21 protein-coding genes are annotated in these 16,333 nt (G+C 60.2%); 10 read left to right on the top strand and 11 right to left on the bottom strand.

Annotation, left to right across the window (positions count from 1 at the left end):
* Positions 1-29: 29 nt before the first annotated feature.
* From hisC to HU765_RS00895, 10 genes are all read right to left on the bottom strand, one after another.
* Positions 30-1,082, bottom strand: coding sequence for a histidinol-phosphate transaminase (gene hisC, locus HU765_RS00940; protein ID WP_186618697.1), 1,053 nt, complete (start codon positions 1,080-1,082; stop codon positions 30-32).
* Between the two features lie 2 nt (positions 1,083-1,084).
* Positions 1,085-2,422 (bottom strand): histidinol dehydrogenase, encoded by a 1,338-nt coding sequence (gene hisD / locus HU765_RS00935; protein WP_186618696.1) that lies wholly within the window; start codon positions 2,420-2,422, stop codon positions 1,085-1,087.
* Positions 2,423-2,547: 125 nt separating this feature from the next.
* Positions 2,548-3,183, bottom strand: a complete 636-nt coding sequence (gene hisG / locus HU765_RS00930) for an ATP phosphoribosyltransferase (protein ID WP_095180378.1) — start codon at positions 3,181-3,183, stop codon at positions 2,548-2,550.
* A 124-nt stretch (positions 3,184-3,307) separates the two neighbouring features.
* Positions 3,308-4,573 (bottom strand): UDP-N-acetylglucosamine 1-carboxyvinyltransferase, encoded by a 1,266-nt coding sequence (gene murA / locus HU765_RS00925; RefSeq protein ID WP_186618695.1) that lies wholly within the window; start codon positions 4,571-4,573, stop codon positions 3,308-3,310.
* A 22-nt stretch (positions 4,574-4,595) separates the two neighbouring features.
* On the bottom strand, positions 4,596-4,847 hold the full coding sequence (locus HU765_RS00920; RefSeq protein ID WP_186618694.1) for a BolA family protein: 252 nt from the start codon (positions 4,845-4,847) through the stop codon (positions 4,596-4,598).
* 114 nt (positions 4,848-4,961) lie between these two features.
* Complete coding sequence (locus HU765_RS00915) at positions 4,962-5,267, bottom strand: STAS domain-containing protein (protein ID WP_186618693.1); 306 nt, start codon at positions 5,265-5,267, stop codon at positions 4,962-4,964.
* Complete coding sequence (locus HU765_RS00910) at positions 5,264-5,917, bottom strand: ABC transporter substrate-binding protein (protein ID WP_186547254.1); 654 nt, start codon at positions 5,915-5,917, stop codon at positions 5,264-5,266. Before HU765_RS00910 ends, HU765_RS00915 begins: the two co-directional genes overlap by 4 nt.
* 11 nt (positions 5,918-5,928) lie before the next feature.
* Positions 5,929-6,396 carry an outer membrane lipid asymmetry maintenance protein MlaD gene (gene mlaD, locus HU765_RS00905; protein WP_186547255.1) on the bottom strand — a complete coding sequence of 156 codons (468 nt, stop codon included), beginning with the start codon at positions 6,394-6,396 and terminating at the stop codon, positions 5,929-5,931.
* Complete coding sequence (mlaE, locus tag HU765_RS00900; protein WP_186547256.1) at positions 6,396-7,193, bottom strand: lipid asymmetry maintenance ABC transporter permease subunit MlaE; 798 nt, start codon at positions 7,191-7,193, stop codon at positions 6,396-6,398. The genes mlaD and mlaE overlap by 1 nt, the downstream gene beginning before the upstream one ends.
* Positions 7,193-8,002 carry an ATP-binding cassette domain-containing protein gene (locus HU765_RS00895; RefSeq protein ID WP_186547257.1) on the bottom strand — a complete coding sequence of 270 codons (810 nt, stop codon included), beginning with the start codon at positions 8,000-8,002 and terminating at the stop codon, positions 7,193-7,195. Before HU765_RS00895 ends, mlaE begins: the two co-directional genes overlap by 1 nt.
* A 274-nt stretch (positions 8,003-8,276) precedes the next feature.
* On the opposite strand from HU765_RS00895, the gene HU765_RS00890 reads away from it, so the two are divergent.
* The 10 genes from HU765_RS00890 to HU765_RS00845 all read left to right on the top strand — a co-directional run bounded on the left by HU765_RS00890 (position 8,277) and on the right by HU765_RS00845 (position 15,300).
* A complete protein-coding gene (locus tag HU765_RS00890) occupies positions 8,277-9,251 on the top strand; it encodes a KpsF/GutQ family sugar-phosphate isomerase (RefSeq protein WP_186618692.1) in 975 nt (324 codons plus the stop codon).
* Complete coding sequence (locus HU765_RS00885) at positions 9,251-9,775, top strand: HAD family hydrolase (protein WP_186618691.1); 525 nt, start codon at positions 9,251-9,253, stop codon at positions 9,773-9,775. Before HU765_RS00890 ends, HU765_RS00885 begins: the two co-directional genes overlap by 1 nt.
* A gap of 8 nt (positions 9,776-9,783) precedes the next feature.
* Complete coding sequence (gene lptC / locus HU765_RS00880; RefSeq protein WP_186618690.1) at positions 9,784-10,356, top strand: LPS export ABC transporter periplasmic protein LptC; 573 nt, start codon at positions 9,784-9,786, stop codon at positions 10,354-10,356.
* Positions 10,343-10,888 (top strand): lipopolysaccharide transport periplasmic protein LptA, encoded by a 546-nt coding sequence (gene lptA / locus HU765_RS00875; protein ID WP_186618689.1) that lies wholly within the window; start codon positions 10,343-10,345, stop codon positions 10,886-10,888. Before lptC ends, lptA begins: the two co-directional genes overlap by 14 nt.
* Positions 10,888-11,613: an LPS export ABC transporter ATP-binding protein gene (gene lptB / locus HU765_RS00870; protein ID WP_186618688.1), complete on the top strand. Its 726-nt coding sequence runs from the start codon at positions 10,888-10,890 to the stop codon at positions 11,611-11,613. The genes lptA and lptB overlap by 1 nt, the downstream gene beginning before the upstream one ends.
* 186 nt (positions 11,614-11,799) lie before the next feature.
* Positions 11,800-13,290 (top strand): RNA polymerase factor sigma-54, encoded by a 1,491-nt coding sequence (locus HU765_RS00865; RefSeq protein WP_186547263.1) that lies wholly within the window; start codon positions 11,800-11,802, stop codon positions 13,288-13,290.
* Between the two features lie 73 nt (positions 13,291-13,363).
* Entirely contained in the window at positions 13,364-13,672 is a 309-nt protein-coding gene (gene raiA / locus HU765_RS00860) for a ribosome-associated translation inhibitor RaiA (RefSeq protein WP_186618687.1), read from the top strand.
* A 12-nt stretch (positions 13,673-13,684) separates the two neighbouring features.
* Positions 13,685-14,149 carry a PTS IIA-like nitrogen regulatory protein PtsN gene (gene ptsN / locus HU765_RS00855; RefSeq protein ID WP_186618686.1) on the top strand — a complete coding sequence of 155 codons (465 nt, stop codon included), beginning with the start codon at positions 13,685-13,687 and terminating at the stop codon, positions 14,147-14,149.
* 2 nt (positions 14,150-14,151) lie between these two features.
* The gene (rapZ, locus tag HU765_RS00850) at positions 14,152-15,009 is read left to right on the top strand and encodes an RNase adapter RapZ (protein WP_186547265.1); all 858 of its coding nucleotides are present in this window, start codon (positions 14,152-14,154) and stop codon (positions 15,007-15,009) included.
* Positions 15,010-15,024: 15 nt separating this feature from the next.
* Positions 15,025-15,300, top strand: coding sequence for an HPr family phosphocarrier protein (locus HU765_RS00845; protein ID WP_186618685.1), 276 nt, complete (start codon positions 15,025-15,027; stop codon positions 15,298-15,300).
* A 120-nt stretch (positions 15,301-15,420) separates the two neighbouring features.
* Here the strand turns inward: HU765_RS00845 and HU765_RS00840 are convergent, their stop codons facing one another.
* Positions 15,421-16,314: a ZIP family metal transporter gene (locus HU765_RS00840; protein ID WP_186618684.1), complete on the bottom strand. Its 894-nt coding sequence runs from the start codon at positions 16,312-16,314 to the stop codon at positions 15,421-15,423.
* Positions 16,315-16,333 lie beyond the last annotated feature (19 nt).

Below are 16,333 nucleotides of genomic sequence, written 5' to 3'. Positions count from 1 at the left end.
AGGCTCACTCCTACAGAAAGCAGAGCTGGTCAGAGATCGCCGAGGCCGTCGATCAGCGCCTGATTCTGCTCCGGCGTACCCATCGAGATTCGCAAGAACTGCGCAATCCGCTCTTGCTTGAAATGCCGCACGATCACGCCCTGCTCGCGCAGCTTGGCCGCCAGCCCTGCCGCGTCATGCTGCGGGTGGCGGGCGAAAATAAAGTTTGCCGCTGAAGGCAACACTTCAAAACCCTTGGCCTGCAACTGCCCGACCACCCATTCACGGTGCTCGATGACCAGACGGCAGGTCTTGTCGAAGTAGGCGCGATCTTCAAACGCTGCCGCCGCCCCGACATTCGCCAGACGATCCAGCGGATAGGAGTTGAAGCTGTTCTTGATCCGCTCCAGCGCTTCGATCAGATCCGGATGCCCCACTGCCAGACCAACACGCAGGCCCGCCAGTGAACGGGACTTGGACAGGGTCTGGGTCACCAGCAGGTTCGGGTAACGATCCACCAGACTGATGGCCGTCTCACCGCCGAAGTCGATATACGCCTCGTCAACGACCACCACCGAATCCGGGCTGGCCTTGAGGATTTGCTCGACCGCCTCCAGCGCCAGCAGGCAACCGGTCGGGGCGTTCGGGTTGGGGAAGATGATCCCTCCATTCGGTTTGGCGTAGTCGGCCGGGTTGATCTGGAATTGCGCATCCAGCGGCACCGCGTCGAATTCGATCCCGTACAGACCGCAATAGACGGGATAAAAGCTGTAGCTGATGTCGGGGAACAACAGCGGCTGATCGTGTTGCAGCAATCCGTGGAAGATGTGCGCGAGCACTTCGTCCGAACCGTTGCCGAGGAACACCTGATTGGTCTGTACGCCGTAATAGTTGGCCACGGCGTTTTTCAACAGATCACTGTTCGGGTCCGGGTACAGACGCAAGTTGTCGTTGAGCTCGGCCTGCATCGCCGCCAGTGCTTTTGGCGACGGACCGTAGGGGTTTTCGTTGGTGTTGAGCTTGACCAGTCGGGTCAGCTTCGGCTGTTCGCCCGGCACATACGGCACCAGATCATTGACGAACGGGCTCCAGAATTTACTCATGCTCATTCCCCCTGCCCTTTCAAAAAATCCTGGTCTTTGATGCGGTATTCGGCGCTGCGCGCGTGGGCGCTGAGCGATTCACCACGGGCCAGCACGGAGGCGGTTTTGCCCAGCTCCGAAGCCCCGGCCTCGGAGCAGAAAATGATCGACGAGCGCTTCTGGAAGTCATACACGCCCAGCGGCGAGGAGAAGCGCGCGGTGCCGGAGGTCGGCAGCACGTGGTTCGGTCCGGCGCAGTAGTCGCCCAGTGCCTCAGAGGTGTGGCGGCCCATGAAGATCGCACCGGCGTGGCGGATTTGCGGCAGCCAAGCCTGCGGATCGGCGACCGACAATTCCAGGTGTTCCGGCGCAATGCGGTTGGCGACTTCGATGGCCTGGGCCATGTCATTCACCTGGATCAGCGCACCACGGCCATTGATCGAGGTTTCGATGATGGTCGCGCGATCCAGGGTCGGCAGCAGTTTGTCGATGCTGGCGGCGACCTTGTCGAGGAACTCGGCGTCCGGACTGACCAGAATCGCCTGGGCGTCTTCGTCGTGCTCAGCCTGGGAAAACAAGTCCATGGCGATCCAGTCCGGATCGGTCTGGCCGTCACACACCACGAGAATTTCCGAAGGGCCGGCGATCATGTCGATGCCGACCTGACCGAACACGTGGCGCTTGGCCGTGGCGACATAGATATTGCCCGGACCAACAACCTTGTCCACTTTCGGCACGCTTTCGGTGCCGTAAGCCAGTGCGGCAACCGCTTGCGCGCCACCGATGGTGAACACCCGGTCAACCCCGGCGATGCAGGCAGCGGCCAGCACCAGTTCGTTGATTTCACCGCGCGGCGTTGGCACGACCATGACCACTTCGGTCACGCCGGCGACCTTGGCCGGAATCGCGTTCATCAACACCGACGACGGATACGAGGCCTTGCCGCCCGGTACATACAGGCCGGCGCGATCCAGCGGCGTGACCTTCTGGCCCAGCACCGTGCCATCGGCTTCGGTGTAGCTCCAGGAATCCTGCTTCTGTTTTTCGTGGTAGCTGCGCACCCGTGCTGCGGCTTTTTCCAAAGCCTCGCGCTGTTCGACCGTGATCCGGGTCAGCGCCAGTTCGAGGCGCTCGCGCGGCAGGATCAAATCAGCCATCGACGCCACTTCCAGACCGTCGAACTTCTGAGTGAATTCGACCAGCGCCGCGTCACCGCGCTCGCGCACCGCCTTGATGATGTCCAGCACGCGCTGATTGACCGAGTCGTCAGACACACTTTCCCAGCTCAGCAGATGATCCAGATGATGCGCGAAATCCGGGTCAGCAGCGTTGAGTCGGCGAATTGCAGTCGGTGCGGTCATAGCGAGAGCCTCATAGGAATGGCAAATAACTCAGGCGCCCGATACTGGCATTCGATCCGCTTGGGCACCTGAGAATTCTGGCTATGAGGCGGATAGACGGCGCGGCCTCGGGCCGCGCAGGTGAATCAGCCGCGGTGTCGAGACTCCACTGCGTTGCGCAGGGTGTCGATCAACGCCTGGATTCGGGCGTGCTGCATCTTCATCGAAGCCTTGTTGACCACCAGGCGCGAGCTGATCGTGGCGATCAGTTCCTGAGGTTCCAGGCCATTGGCGCGCAGGGTATTGCCGGTGTCGACCACGTCGATGATCTTGTCGGCCAGCCCGATCAGCGGCGCCAGCTCCATCGAGCCATACAGCTTGATGATGTCGACCTGACGGCCCTGCTCGGCGTAGTAACGCTTGGCGACATTGACGAACTTGGTCGCCACGCGCAGACGGCCCTTGGGCTCGACTGCGCCGATCTTGCCGGCCGTCATCAGCTTGCACTGGGCGATCTGCAGGTCCAGCGGCTCGTACAGGCCCTGGCCGCTGTATTCCATCAACACGTCCTTGCCGGCAACGCCAAGGTCGGCCGCGCCATGCTCGACGTAGGTCGGCACATCGGTGGCGCGCACGATCAGCAGACGCACGTCGTCCTGGGTCGTGGGGATGATCAGCTTGCGGCTCTTGTCCGGATTCTCGGTCGGCACGATGCCCGCTTCGGCGAGAAGCGGCAGGGTGTCGTCAAGGATGCGGCCCTTGGACAGTGCGATGGTCAACATGGGAAACGTCAGTCCTTATCAAGGTACTCATGCCCGGTCGCAATCGGCGCCGGACACACATCGAGCCGGTAACCGGCTCGACTCGAAAACTCAGCGGACACGTCCCTGTGTCCCAATGCAGCAATCAGCCCGGAACGCGACGGATCTTGGCGCCCAGCATCTGCAGTTTTTCTTCGATGCACTCGTAACCACGGTCGATGTGGTAGATGCGGTCGATCAGCGTGTCGCCTTCGGCCATCAGTGCCGAGATCACCAGACTGGCCGAAGCCCGCAGGTCGGTGGCCATCACTGGCGCGCCCTTGAGGATCTCGGTGCCGGTGACGATCGCGGTGTTGCCTTCGACCTGGATCTTGGCGCCCATGCGGTGCAGCTCGTACACGTGCATGAAACGGTTTTCGAAGATCGTCTCGATCACTGCACCGGTGCCTTCGGCAATGGCGTTGAGCGAGATGAACTGCGCCTGCATGTCAGTCGGGAACGCCGGGTACGGCGCGGTGCGCACGTTTACGGCTTTCGGACGCTTGCCGTGCATGTTCAGCTCGATCCAGTCTTCACCGCAGGTGATTTCTGCGCCGGCTTCACGGAGTTTTTCCAGAACGGCTTCGAGGATGGTCGGATCGGTGTCCTTGACCTTGACGCGGCCACCGGTCACGGCGGCGGCGACCAGGTAGGTACCGGTTTCGATACGGTCAGGCATGACTTTATAGAAAGCCGAACCCAGACGCTCGACGCCATCGATGGTGATGGTGTCGGTGCCGGCACCGGAAACCTTGGCGCCCATGGCGTTGAGGAAGTTCGCAAGGTCGACCACTTCAGGCTCACGGGCGGCGTTCTGCAGCACGCTGCGGCCTTTGGCCAGGGCGGCGGCCATCATGATGTTCTCGGTACCGGTCACACTGACGGTATCGAAGAAGAAGTGCGCACCGCGCAGGCCGCCTTCAGGCGCCTTGGCCTTGATGTAGCCGCCTTCGACGTCGATGATCGCACCCATCGCTTCCAGACCACGGATGTGCAGGTCGACCGGACGCGAGCCGATAGCGCAACCGCCAGGCAGTGCCACTTCGGCTTCACCGAAACGCGCGACCATCGGCCCCAGTACGAGGATCGACGCACGCATGGTTTTTACCAGTTCGTACGGTGCGATCAGGGTCTTGATGGTGCGCGGGTCGATTTCGACGCTGAGCTTCTCGTCGATCACCGGCTCAATGCCCATGCGACCGAACAGCTCGATCATGGTGGTGATGTCGTGCAGGTGCGGCAGGTTGGCAACAGTCACCGGGCCATCGCACAGCAGGGTGGCGGCCAGGATCGGCAGGGCGGAGTTTTTCGCGCCGGAAATGCGGATCTCGCCATCAAGGCGAGCGCCACCGGTAATAATCAATTTATCCATTAGTATCTCGACGCCCTAGGGCTCAGGTGCGCTCGGCCCAGGCCGCGCGGCTGAAAAATTTCATAGTGACCGCATGGATGCTGCCATCAGCGATCCATGGGTTCAAATGGGCATAGATGCTCTGCTGACGCTTGACCGGGCTTAACGCCGCCAGTTCATCGCTAATCACGTTCAGCTGAAAGTTGCAGCCTTCGCCTTCAACTTCAACCTGCACTTGTGGAAAACCGTCTGCCAGCTTTTCTTCAAGGAAGCTCTTTACTTCGTTGGCCTGCATGCTCAACCTCAATCGGCGCCCTGTGCGCACGGGTCGGACATCATACAAAAAAGCCCCGCGCCTGCGAACCCCGCAACGCAGGACTCTGACGGGGGGCTTTTAATAGATGTGGGTTCAGGGGTGCGCCAACAGTTCAGTCAGCTCACTGACCTGAGCGATTTCGCGCATGTCTTCCGGCATTGCGCGGATGCTGACAGCTTTGCCGGCCGCCTGTGCATCGCGCATGAAGCACAGCAGCAACGACAGGCCGACGCTGCTGGACTTCTTCACTGCCGAGCAATCGATCACCAACGAGCTTGCCTTGCTCGACTTGATCAGCGCCTGGCCTTCCCTTCTCAGGTCCGGCCCGGTGCGATAGTCCAGCACGCCACTGAGCACAAGCTCGTCGACATCACTCATACGCACTGCCGCCTCACTCATTGCGCTGGCTTCGCAGCAGCTTTGTCGGTTTCCTGCTTGGCCTTGGCCACTTCACCGGCCCAACCGTTGATCGTCTTGTCGAGGTCGTTGCCATTGCGCTGCATCGCGTCGGCAAACTGATCACGGAACAGCTTGCCAATGTTGATGCCATTGATGATCACGTTGCGCAGTTTCCACTCGCCGCCGATCTTCTCCAGCGTGTATTGCACTGGATAGATCGCGCCATTGCTGCCCTTGACGGTCATGTTGACGCTGGTGCGATCGCCCGACTCGTCCTTGGCAGGATCGACGGTGATGCCCTGGTTGTTGTACTCAAGCAGCGCGTTGCCGTAGAACTGGAACAGGCCACGCTTGAAGTTTTCCTGAAAGCGCTGCATCTGCTCGGGCGTCGCCTTACGCGAATACTTCACGGTCATGATGCTCTTGGAAATGCCTTCGGCATCTACCACAGGGCCGACAATGTTGTTCAGCGCGGTGTAGAAGTCCTGTGGGTCCTGCTTGTATTTCTCTTTGTTGGCCTGCAGATCGGCAAGCATCCGGTTCGTCGTGTCCTGAATCAGATCATGTGCCGATTGTCCCGGCGCAGCGTTAGCCATCAACGGCAGTGCCGCGAGCAACACCAACAGGCCACGTCGCAAGATAGAGATCATTCAAAAGCTCCTCATTTGGCGTCTTTGCTAACGGTATTGAGCAGGAATTTACCGATCAGGTCTTCCAGTACCAGTGACGACTGCGTGTCGTGGATGGTTCCGCCATCCTTCAACTGGGTGTCTTCGCCGCCGACACTGATACCGATGTACTTCTCGCCCAGCAGACCCGCGGTCAGGATAGACGCTGTGGAATCAACCGGCAGGTTGTCGACCTTTTTATCCACTTGCAGGGTGACCCGACCGGTAAAGCTGTCGCGATCCAGATCGATCGCCGTGACCTTGCCGATGGTCACACCGGCCATGGTCACTTTGGCTCTGACCGTCAAACCGGCGATATTGTCGAAATAGGCATACAGTTTATAAGTGTCGGTGGACGAAGTCGCAGACAGGCCACTGACCCGCAAGGCGAGCAGCAGCAAAGCCAGGATCCCTGCCAGCAGGAACAGGCCGACACCGATTTCCAGGGTGCGGTTTTGCATCAGAAATCTCCAAACATCAAAGCGGTCAGAATAAAGTCCAGGCCGAGCACTGCCAGCGAGGCAAACACCACGGTCTTGGTAGTGGCACGACTGATCCCCTCGGAAGTGGGCTCACAGTCATAGCCTTGAAATACGGCGATCCAGGTCACGACAAAGGCGAAAACGATGCTTTTGATCACGCCGTTGAGCACGTCGTCGACGAAGTTCACGCTGTTCTGCATGTTCGCCCAGTAGGAGCCTTCATACACGCCCAGCCAGTCGACGGCCACCCACGAACCGCCCCAGATGCCCACCACACTGAAGATCATCGCCAGCACTGGCAGGGAAATGAAACCGGCCCACAGCCGCGGGGCGATGATGTACTTGAGCGGATCGACACCGATCATTTCCAGGCTGGACAACTGCTCGGTGGACTTCATGTTGCCAATTTCGGCTGTCAGCGCCGAACCGGCGCGCCCGGCAAACAGCAACGCTGTGACCACCGGACCCAGCTCGCGCAACAGCGTCAGGGCAACCATCTGCCCCACCGCCTGCTCGGAACCATAGCTCGACAAAATACTGAAGCCCTGCAGGGCGAGGACCATGCCGATAAAGATGCCGGAGACCACGATGATCACCAGCGACATGACGCCTACCGAATGCAGCTGCTTGACCAGCAGGCCAAAACCGCCGCTGATGCCGCCGCGACCCAGCAAGGCATGAAACAGGAACAAGGTCGCACGACCAAACACCGCAACGGCGTCGATCGCCGCTTCGCCAAACCGGCGCACGCGTTCTATCAATGAAATTCTGCGCATCAGCGCTTCCCCAGAAGATCTGCGCGGTAATCCGTCGCTGGAAAGTGATACGGCACCGGGCCATCGGGGTCGCCGGTCATGAACTGACGAATGCGCGGCTCTTGCGAGTTCATCAACTCGTCCGGCGTGCCCTGCCCCAGCACCTGGCCGTCGCCCACGACATAGATGTAGTCGGCGATGCTCGCGGTTTCTGCCAGGTCGTGGGAGACCACGATGCTGGTGATCCCCAGCGCATCGTTGAGCAGACGGATCAGGCGCACCAGCACGCCCATGGCGATGGGGTCCTGGCCGACAAAGGGCTCGTCGTACATGAGAATCTGCGGGTCCAGCGCGATGGCACGCGCCAGTGCCACACGGCGCTTCATACCGCCGGACAATTCATCGGGCATCAAATCGATGGCGCCACGCAAACCCACCGCCTGCAACTTGAGCAGAACGATGTCGCGAATCATGTCTTCCGGCAGTTGGGTATGCACACGCAGGGGGAACGCCACGTTCTCGAAGACATCAAGATCGGTAAACAGCGCGCCGCTCTGAAACAGCACGCCCATGTGCTTGCGCGCATCGAACAGATCACTGCGCGACAGCGTCGGCAGGTTCTGGCCGTTGACCCAGACTTCGCCGCTGGACGGGCGCAACTGCGCGCCCATCATGCGCAACAGCGTGGTCTTGCCACACCCGGAAGGCCCCATGATGCCGGTGACTTTGCCGCGCGGGATGCGAATATCGACGTTATTGAAAATGCTGCGCGCACCGCGCTTGAAGGAAACTCCCTTCAGCTCGACCGCGTAGGCGTTATCGGCACTCATCTAAACTCCTTGCGATGCAGCCTCTCACTTGGATGCCAGGCTTTCAGTGGAAAGCACCTACATCCCGGGCAGGCCGAACTGGCGGCGAACTATATCACTGCAAAGGCCAAGCGCCCAAGCCTGAACCCCTCGCAGATCAGCGACATGAGAGGGTCGCCGCTTCTTTTAGAGGGTTTTGGTAACGAGTAATGACAAAGCACGACGAACTTGCGTGAGGCTTTGCAACTAAACCGCTATAATCGCCGCCTTTTCATCGGGCTAAACGATTCCTGACATGAGCAAAACCCGCGACCTGATTCAATCGGCACAACGCACCATCCGCCTCGAAGTGGAAGCCGTTCAAGGCTTGATGCCCCATATCGACGCCGATTTCGTGCGCGCCTGCGAGATGATTCTGGCCAGCAAGGGGCGTGTGGTCGTGGTCGGCATGGGCAAATCGGGGCACATCGGCAACAAGATTGCCGCCACCCTGGCCAGCACCGGCACCCCGGCGTTTTTCGTGCACCCGGCCGAAGCCAGCCACGGCGACATGGGCATGATCACTCGCGACGACGTGATCCTGGCCCTGTCGAACTCTGGCTCGACCAATGAAATCGTGACCTTGCTGCCCCTGATCAAACGCCTGGGCATCCAGTTGATCAGCCTCACCGGCAACCCGCAGTCGCCGCTGGCGAAGGCCGCCGAGGTCAATCTCAACGTTCACGTCGAGCACGAGGCCTGCCCGCTGAACCTGGCGCCGACCTCGTCGACGACGGCTGCGCTGGTCATGGGCGATGCCCTGGCGGTTGCGCTGCTGGAGGCGCGCGGCTTTACCGCTGAAGACTTCGCCTTCTCTCATCCGGGCGGAGCGCTTGGGCGTCGTCTGCTGCTGAAAGTGGAAAACGTCATGCACGCCGGACAGGAGCTGCCGCAAGTGCAACGCGGCACTTTGCTCAAGGACGCGCTGATGGAGATGACCCGCAAGGGCCTCGGCATGACCGTCATCCTTGAAGCCGACGGCAAGCTCGCGGGGATCTTCACCGACGGCGACTTGCGTCGCACCCTGGATCGCGCCATCGATATCCGCAGCGCCACCATTGATCAGGTGATGACCGCGCACGGCAAGACCGCCCGGCCCGAGATGCTCGCCGCCGAAGCCCTGAAAATCATGGAAGACCACCGAATCAACGCCCTGGTAGTCGTCGACGAGGAGGACCGCCCGATCGGCGCCTTCAACCTCTCCGATCTGCTGCGCGCAGGAGTCATGTAATGAGCAACGATCTGCTGCAACGCGGCAAAGCGATCAAACTGGCAGTCTTCGACGTCGATGGCGTCCTTACCGACGGACGTCTGTATTTCCTCGAAGACGGCAGCGAGTTCAAGACGTTCAACACCCTCGACGGCCAGGGCATCAAAATGCTGATGAATGCCGGCGTGCAGACGGCTATCATCAGTGGCCGCAAAACCCCGGTGGTCGAACGCCGTGCGAAAAACCTCGGCATTCCTCATCTGTTTCAGGGGCGCGAGGACAAACTGGTCGTTCTCGACGGCCTGCTGGCGCAACTGGGCCTAAGCTATGAACAGGTCGCCTACCTGGGTGACGATCTGCCTGACCTGCCGGTGATCCGCCGCGTGGGCCTGGGCATGGCCGTTGCCAACGCTGCCGATTTCGTCCGCGAACATGCCCACGGCGTGACCCGCGCCCGCGGCGGCGAAGGTGCCGCCCGCGAGTTCTGCGAATTGATCCTGCACGCCCAGGGCCGCCTCGATGCGGCCAACGCCGCGTACCTGTGAGCCTGACCATGTTTAGCAAAAAGTTTCGCAACTTCCTGCTGTTCGGCTGCATCGCTGCGATCTTCGCAGCGGTCGGCTATTGGAATATCAGCCCGGAGCGCTTTCTCGACAAGCCGCCGGTGTCGACCGCCGAAAACCCGATCGACTGGTACGCGACCAACACGCGCACCATTCAGTATCTGCCGGACGGCAAAGTGCAGTATGAGATGACCTCCGACAAGGCCGAGCACGTCAAGGCCACCGACGTCACGCTGGTCACCAGACCGGACTTGAACATGTATCGCGGCACCGACTTCCCATGGCACGTGACCAGTGAGCGCGGCGAAGTGAATTCGGGCGGTACCGAAGTGGAATTGATCGACTCGGTGCGCGTACAGCGTACCGATGAGAAAAATCGCGGCACCCTGATCACCAGCACCCGCATGACCGTGTTCCCGCAGCAAGAATATGCGCAGACCGCGCAACCCGTTAGAATCGAGGGCGCTGGCGGTGTATCGACTGGCGTCGGAATGAAAGCGTACCTGAAGGAAAGCAGGATACACCTGCAATCGAACGTAAGAGGACAGTATGAGGCTCGTTAAAACCCTCCCTATTTTGCTCAGTCTGGGCGCAGCACTGGGAAGCGTGAGCGCCTGGTCCCTGCCGAACGATCAGCAGCAACCGATCCGCATTCAGGCCGACGACGCCCAACTGGACGACAAGAATGGCATTGCCACCTATAAAGGTGACGTGATCATTACTCAGGGTTCGATGATCGTTAAAGGCAACACGGTGACCATGACTCGCGCGCCGAATGGCGACATCGACGTTGTGACCTCCGTGGGCAACCTGGCTTACTTCGAACAGTTGCAAACCCAGGGCGACACCAAACCGGTACAAGGCTACGGCGTGACGATTCAGTACCACGCCCAGCAAAACCGCGTCGTGCTGATCGACAAGGCCAAGGTCGTCGACAAGGACGGCAACGTTACTCAGGGCGAGAAAATCGTCTACGACACCGTGAAGAAACTCGCCAGCGCCGGTCGCGCCACGGGCAGCAAAGTCACCGAAGCGCGTCCGCGCATCGACATGGTGATCCAGCCGAAGAAGAAAACCGACGAGAAAACCCAGTAATGGCAACTCTGAAAGCTCAGCACCTGGCCAAGGCCTATAAAAGCCGCCAGGTCGTGCGTGACGTCAGCCTGTCGATCGACAGCGGTCAGATCGTCGGCCTGCTCGGTCCGAACGGCGCCGGCAAGACGACCTGCTTCTACATGATCGTCGGCCTGGTGCAGGCCGATCAGGGGCGCGTGCTGATCGATGATCTGGACGTCAGTCACCAGCCAATGCACGGTCGCGCCAAGGCCGGTATCGGCTATCTGCCGCAAGAAGCGTCGATCTTCCGCAAACTGTCGGTGGCCGACAACATCATGGCCATCCTCGAGACCCGTCAGGAACTCGACAAGGCCGGCCGCCGCAAGGAGCTGGAAAGCCTGCTGCAGGAATTCCACATCAGCCACATTCGCGACAGCCTCGGCATGAGCCTGTCCGGCGGGGAGCGTCGCCGTGTGGAAATCGCTCGCGCCCTGGCCACCGCGCCGAAATTCATCCTGCTCGACGAACCGTTCGCCGGTGTCGACCCGATCTCGGTCGGCGACATCAAGCAGATCATTCACCATCTCAAGGCCAAGGGCATCGGTGTGCTGATCACCGACCACAACGTCCGTGAGACCCTGGATATCTGCGAAACCGCCTATATCGTCAACGATGGCCAACTGATCGCTGAAGGCGATGCGCAAACCATTCTGGCCAACGATCTGGTCAAGGAAGTGTATCTGGGTCACGAATTCCGCCTGTAAGCGACAGTGCCCGGTGAGCCGCCCGGGCGCCGTATCGATTCGAGCCGGAATTTAATACGCTTTAATTGTTACAGCGCTCTAGGCAAACACTTCAGTTTCAGGCATATAATTTGCTTAAGTTTGGCGCTTCGGCGCCCTGTAGTGGATGGCGCATAGCGCCGGCGAATAAGGTGTTAAGCCCCTGCCATGAAACCATCGCTAGTCTTGAGAATGGGCCAGCAGCTGACGATGACACCGCAGCTGCAACAGGCCATCCGCCTGCTCCAATTGTCCACCCTGGATCTGCAACAGGAAATCCAGGAGGCCCTGGAATCCAATCCGATGCTCGAACGCCAGGAAGAAGGCGACGACTTCGACAATTCCGACCCGCTGGCCGACAGCACCGAACAAAAGCCCGCCGAAATTCAGGAACCGTCCTACCAGGAAGCCGCCCCGACGGTGGATAACCTCGAGGAAGGCGAATGGAACGAGCGCATCCCTAACGAACTTCCGGTCGATACCGCCTGGGAAGACGTCTACCAGACCAGCGCCAGCAGCCTGCCCAGCAGCGATGACGACGAGTGGGATTTCACCACCCGCACATCGGTTGGCGAAAGCCTGCAAAGCCATCTGCTGTGGCAACTGAATCTCGCGCCGATGTCCGACACCGACCGGCTGATCGCCGTGACACTGATCGATTGCATCAACAATCAGGGCTATCTCGACGAAACCCTCGACGAGATCCTTGAAGCATTCGATCCGGAACTGGACATCGAGCTGGACGAAATCGAAGCCGTCCTGCACCGCATCCAGCAGTTCGAACCCGCCGGCATCGGCGCCCGCAACCTCAGCGAGTGCCTGCTGCTGCAACTGCGTCAGTTGCCGGCCCGGACGCCGTGGCTGGCCGAGGCCAAACGTCTGGTCGCCGATTACATCGACCTGCTGGGCAGCCGCGATTACAGCCAGTTGATGCGCCGCATGAAGCTCAAGGAAGATGAGCTGCGCCAGGTCATCGAACTGGTGCAGAGCCTTAATCCGCGTCCGGGCTCACAGATCGAGTCCACCGAAGCCGAGTACGTCATCCCCGACGTCATCGTGCGCAAGGACAACGAACGCTGGCTGGTCGAGCTTAATCAGGAATCCGTACCGCGTCTGCGCGTCAACGCCCAGTACGCTGGCTTCGTCAAGCGCGCCGACACCAGCGCCGACAACACATTCATGCGCAATCAGTTGCAGGAAGCGCGCTGGTTCATCAAGAGCCTGCAGAGCCGCAACGAAACCCTGATGAAAGTGGCCACGCAGATTGTCGAGCATCAACGCGGCTTCCTGGAATACGGCGACGAAGCGATGAAGCCGCTGGTCCTGCATGACATCGCCGAAGCCGTAGGCATGCATGAATCGACGATTTCCCGGGTGACCACGCAGAAATTCATGCATACCCCACGCGGTATTTATGAACTGAAATACTTTTTCTCCAGCCACGTCAGCACCTCCGAAGGCGGCGAATGCTCGTCCACGGCGATCCGCGCGATCATTAAAAAACTGGTTGCCGCGGAAAATCAGAAAAAGCCGTTGAGCGACAGCAAGATCGCTGGTTTACTGGAGGCACAAGGCATTCAGGTGGCTCGCCGCACGGTCGCCAAGTACCGCGAATCCCTCGGGATCGCGCCTTCGAGCGAGCGCAAACGGTTGATGTAAGCCACGTTACAGCGTTCCAGTGGCAGGCTTTTCGGCCTGCCGCTTTATGCACTGGCAACGAAGGAGAAGCTGTATGCAAGTCAACATCAGTGGACACCAACTGGAAGTGACCGACCCCCTGCGCACCTACATCGGTGAAAAACTTGACCGACTGGAGAGGCATTTCGACAAAATCACTAACGTGCAAGTCACGATGTGCGTCGAAAAACTGCTGCAGAAGATCGAAGCCACACTGCATATACCCGGCGGAGAAGTAGTTGCCAACGCAGAGCACACAGACATGTATGCCGCGATTGACCTGCTGACCGACAAGCTGGATCGCCAACTCAAAAAGCATAAGGAAAAGACCCAGAGCCTCCTCCAGGGCGCGACCGGTCGTTAACCCCCCTATCCCATGATCCGACTTGAAACCATCCTGACCCCCGGCCGTTCCCAAGTGAACGCGCCGGGCGGCAGCAAGAAAAAAGCCCTCGAACAGATTGCCAACCTGATCCACCGCGAAGTGCCGGATCTGGCGATGCAGGATGTCTTCGAGGCCCTGGTTGCCCGTGAAAAACTCGGTTCCACCGGTTTTGGCAACGGCATCGCCATTCCCCACTGCCGCCTCAAGGGTTGCCAGTCGCCGATCAGCGCGCTGATGCACCTTGAAGCCCCGATTGATTTCGACGCCATCGACGGCGCCCCGGTGGACCTGCTGTTCGTATTGCTGGTACCGGAAGCCGCGACCGATGCACACCTGGAATTGCTGCGCCAGATCGCCAGCATGCTCGATCGCAAGGAAGTGCGCGACAGACTGCGCAGCGCGCCAAGCAACGAAGCGCTGTACCAGGTCGTCCTGGACGAGCAGAACGGGCACTAATCATGCGTTTGATCATCGTCAGCGGCCGTTCGGGCTCGGGTAAAAGTACCGCCCTGAATGTCCTCGAGGACAACGGCTATTACTGCATCGATAACCTGCCGGCTGGCCTGCTGCCGGAACTGGCCGAACGCGCGCTGATCCACACCGAACTGGCACAGCCGCTGGTGGCCGTATCGATCGATGCGCGCAACCTGCCGAGCCACCTGTCGCGCTTCCCCGAACTGCTCGAAGATGCCCGGAGCAAGCACATTCAGTGCGATGTGCTGTATCTGGATGCCGACGAGGAAACCCTGCTCAAGCGTTTCTCCGAAACGCGCCGTCGTCACCCGCTGAGCAACGCCGACCGTTCGCTGGCCGAGGCGATCAAGGATGAAAGCGCCCTGCTCGGCCCGATTGCCGATCTGGCTGACCTGAAGATCAACACCACGCATCTGAACCTCTATCAGTTGCGCGACACCATCAAGTTGCGTCTGCTGAACCAGCCGGAGCCGGGTACGGCGTTTCTGGTCGAGTCGTTTGGCTTCAAGCGCGGCATGCCGGTCGACGCCGACCTGGTCTTTGATGTGCGCTGCCTGCCCAACCCGTACTGGAAACCGGAGCTGCGCGAGCAGTCCGGTCTCGACGCGCCGGTGGCCGAGTACCTGGCGGAACAGCCGGATGTCGAAGAAATGTATCAGGACATCTTCGCCTACCTGCACAAGTGGCTGCCGCGCTTCGCCGCGAGCAATCGCGCCTACGTCACCGTCGCCATTGGCTGCACCGGCGGGCACCACCGCTCTGTCTACCTGACCGAACGCCTGGGTCAGGCCCTGCAAAAAACCTTGAAGAACGTCCAGGTTCGCCACCGCGACCTCACCTAAAGGATTCACACCGCGATGCCTGCTCGTGAAATCGAAATCATCAACAAATTGGGGCTGCACGCCCGAGCGTCGGCCAAGTTCGTCGGCGTTGCCGGCAAATTTCCGAACACGACGATAAGAGTGGGCCGCACGCCCGAGAGCACAGTGGACGGTAAAAGCATTATGGCAATGATGATGCTGGCGGCGGGCAAGGGCACCAAAATCCATTTGACCACCGAGGGCGAGCAAGCCCAGGAAGCCATGGACGCCCTGGTAGAACTGATCAACAACTACTTCGATGAAGGCGAGTGACCCTGTGGCGAGGGAGCTTGCTCCCGCTCGGCTGCGCAGCAGTCGTCAGTGCGGTGCAGCTGGAAAAAATCCAGCGGGGCCGCTTCGCAGCCCGGCGGGAGCAAGCTCCCACACCACAGCTCAACCCAACGCCGTATCCATGACCATCATCAGACAAAACCCGATCAACAAACCGAGACTCGCCAGCTTGTCATGACCATGACGGCGCGACTCCGGGATGACTTCGTGAGTGACCACCAGCAACATCGCCCCCGCCGCCAGTGCCAATCCCAGAGGCAACAGCACTTGCGCCAGACTCACCAGCCAGGCACACAACACTGCGAACACCGGTTCGACCAGACCTGACGCTGCGCCGATCAGGAATGCCCTGACACGCGACATCCCCGCCCCGGCCAGCACCAACGCAATCACCAACCCCTCCGGCACATCCTGCAAGGCGATACCCATCGCCAGGCTGTCCGCTTCCGGCATACCGCCGCCCGCAGACACACCGACCGCCATGCCTTCCGGAATGTTGTGCGCGATGATGGCGAACACGAACAGCCAGATCCGCGGTGGAATCACCGGATGCTCCAGCGTGCCGATGAGCATTTGCGGCGAAGCCCCCGACAGTCTGCGATCAACCAGGTACAGACCGAGCGCGCCCAGCAGGATGCCGAAACAGATCAGTCCGCTGGCCGCCCACGGAGTCAGGCCCAGACTTTCAGCAGCGGCGATGCCCGGCACGATCAGCGAGAATGCTGTCGCCGCCAGCATGACCCCGGCACCGAACCCCAGCAAGGTGTCGCTGAGCGCTTGCGGCATGCGCCGGATCACCAGCACCGGAACCGCGCCAAGCGCCGTGCCGAGGGCGCAGATCGCACCACCCTGCAAGGCTCTGGACAGTCTCGGCGCAAGATCCAGCCATTGCAGCCCGTGCGCGACCAGCAGGGTCATGCCCGCCAACAGCAACAGCGATCCCACGGCGTAACGAAACATACGCCCACTTGTGATCGCCAGTGTCTCAGTGCCCATAGTCAGCCTTGAATTGTTG

The organism is Pseudomonas sp. SWRI81, assembly GCF_014268545.1.
GTDB classification, from domain to species: domain Bacteria; phylum Pseudomonadota; class Gammaproteobacteria; order Pseudomonadales; family Pseudomonadaceae; genus Aquipseudomonas; species Aquipseudomonas hamedanensis.
The sequence above is the reverse complement of the archived record's forward strand: the minus strand, read 5'-3'. Positions and strand labels throughout refer to the sequence as shown.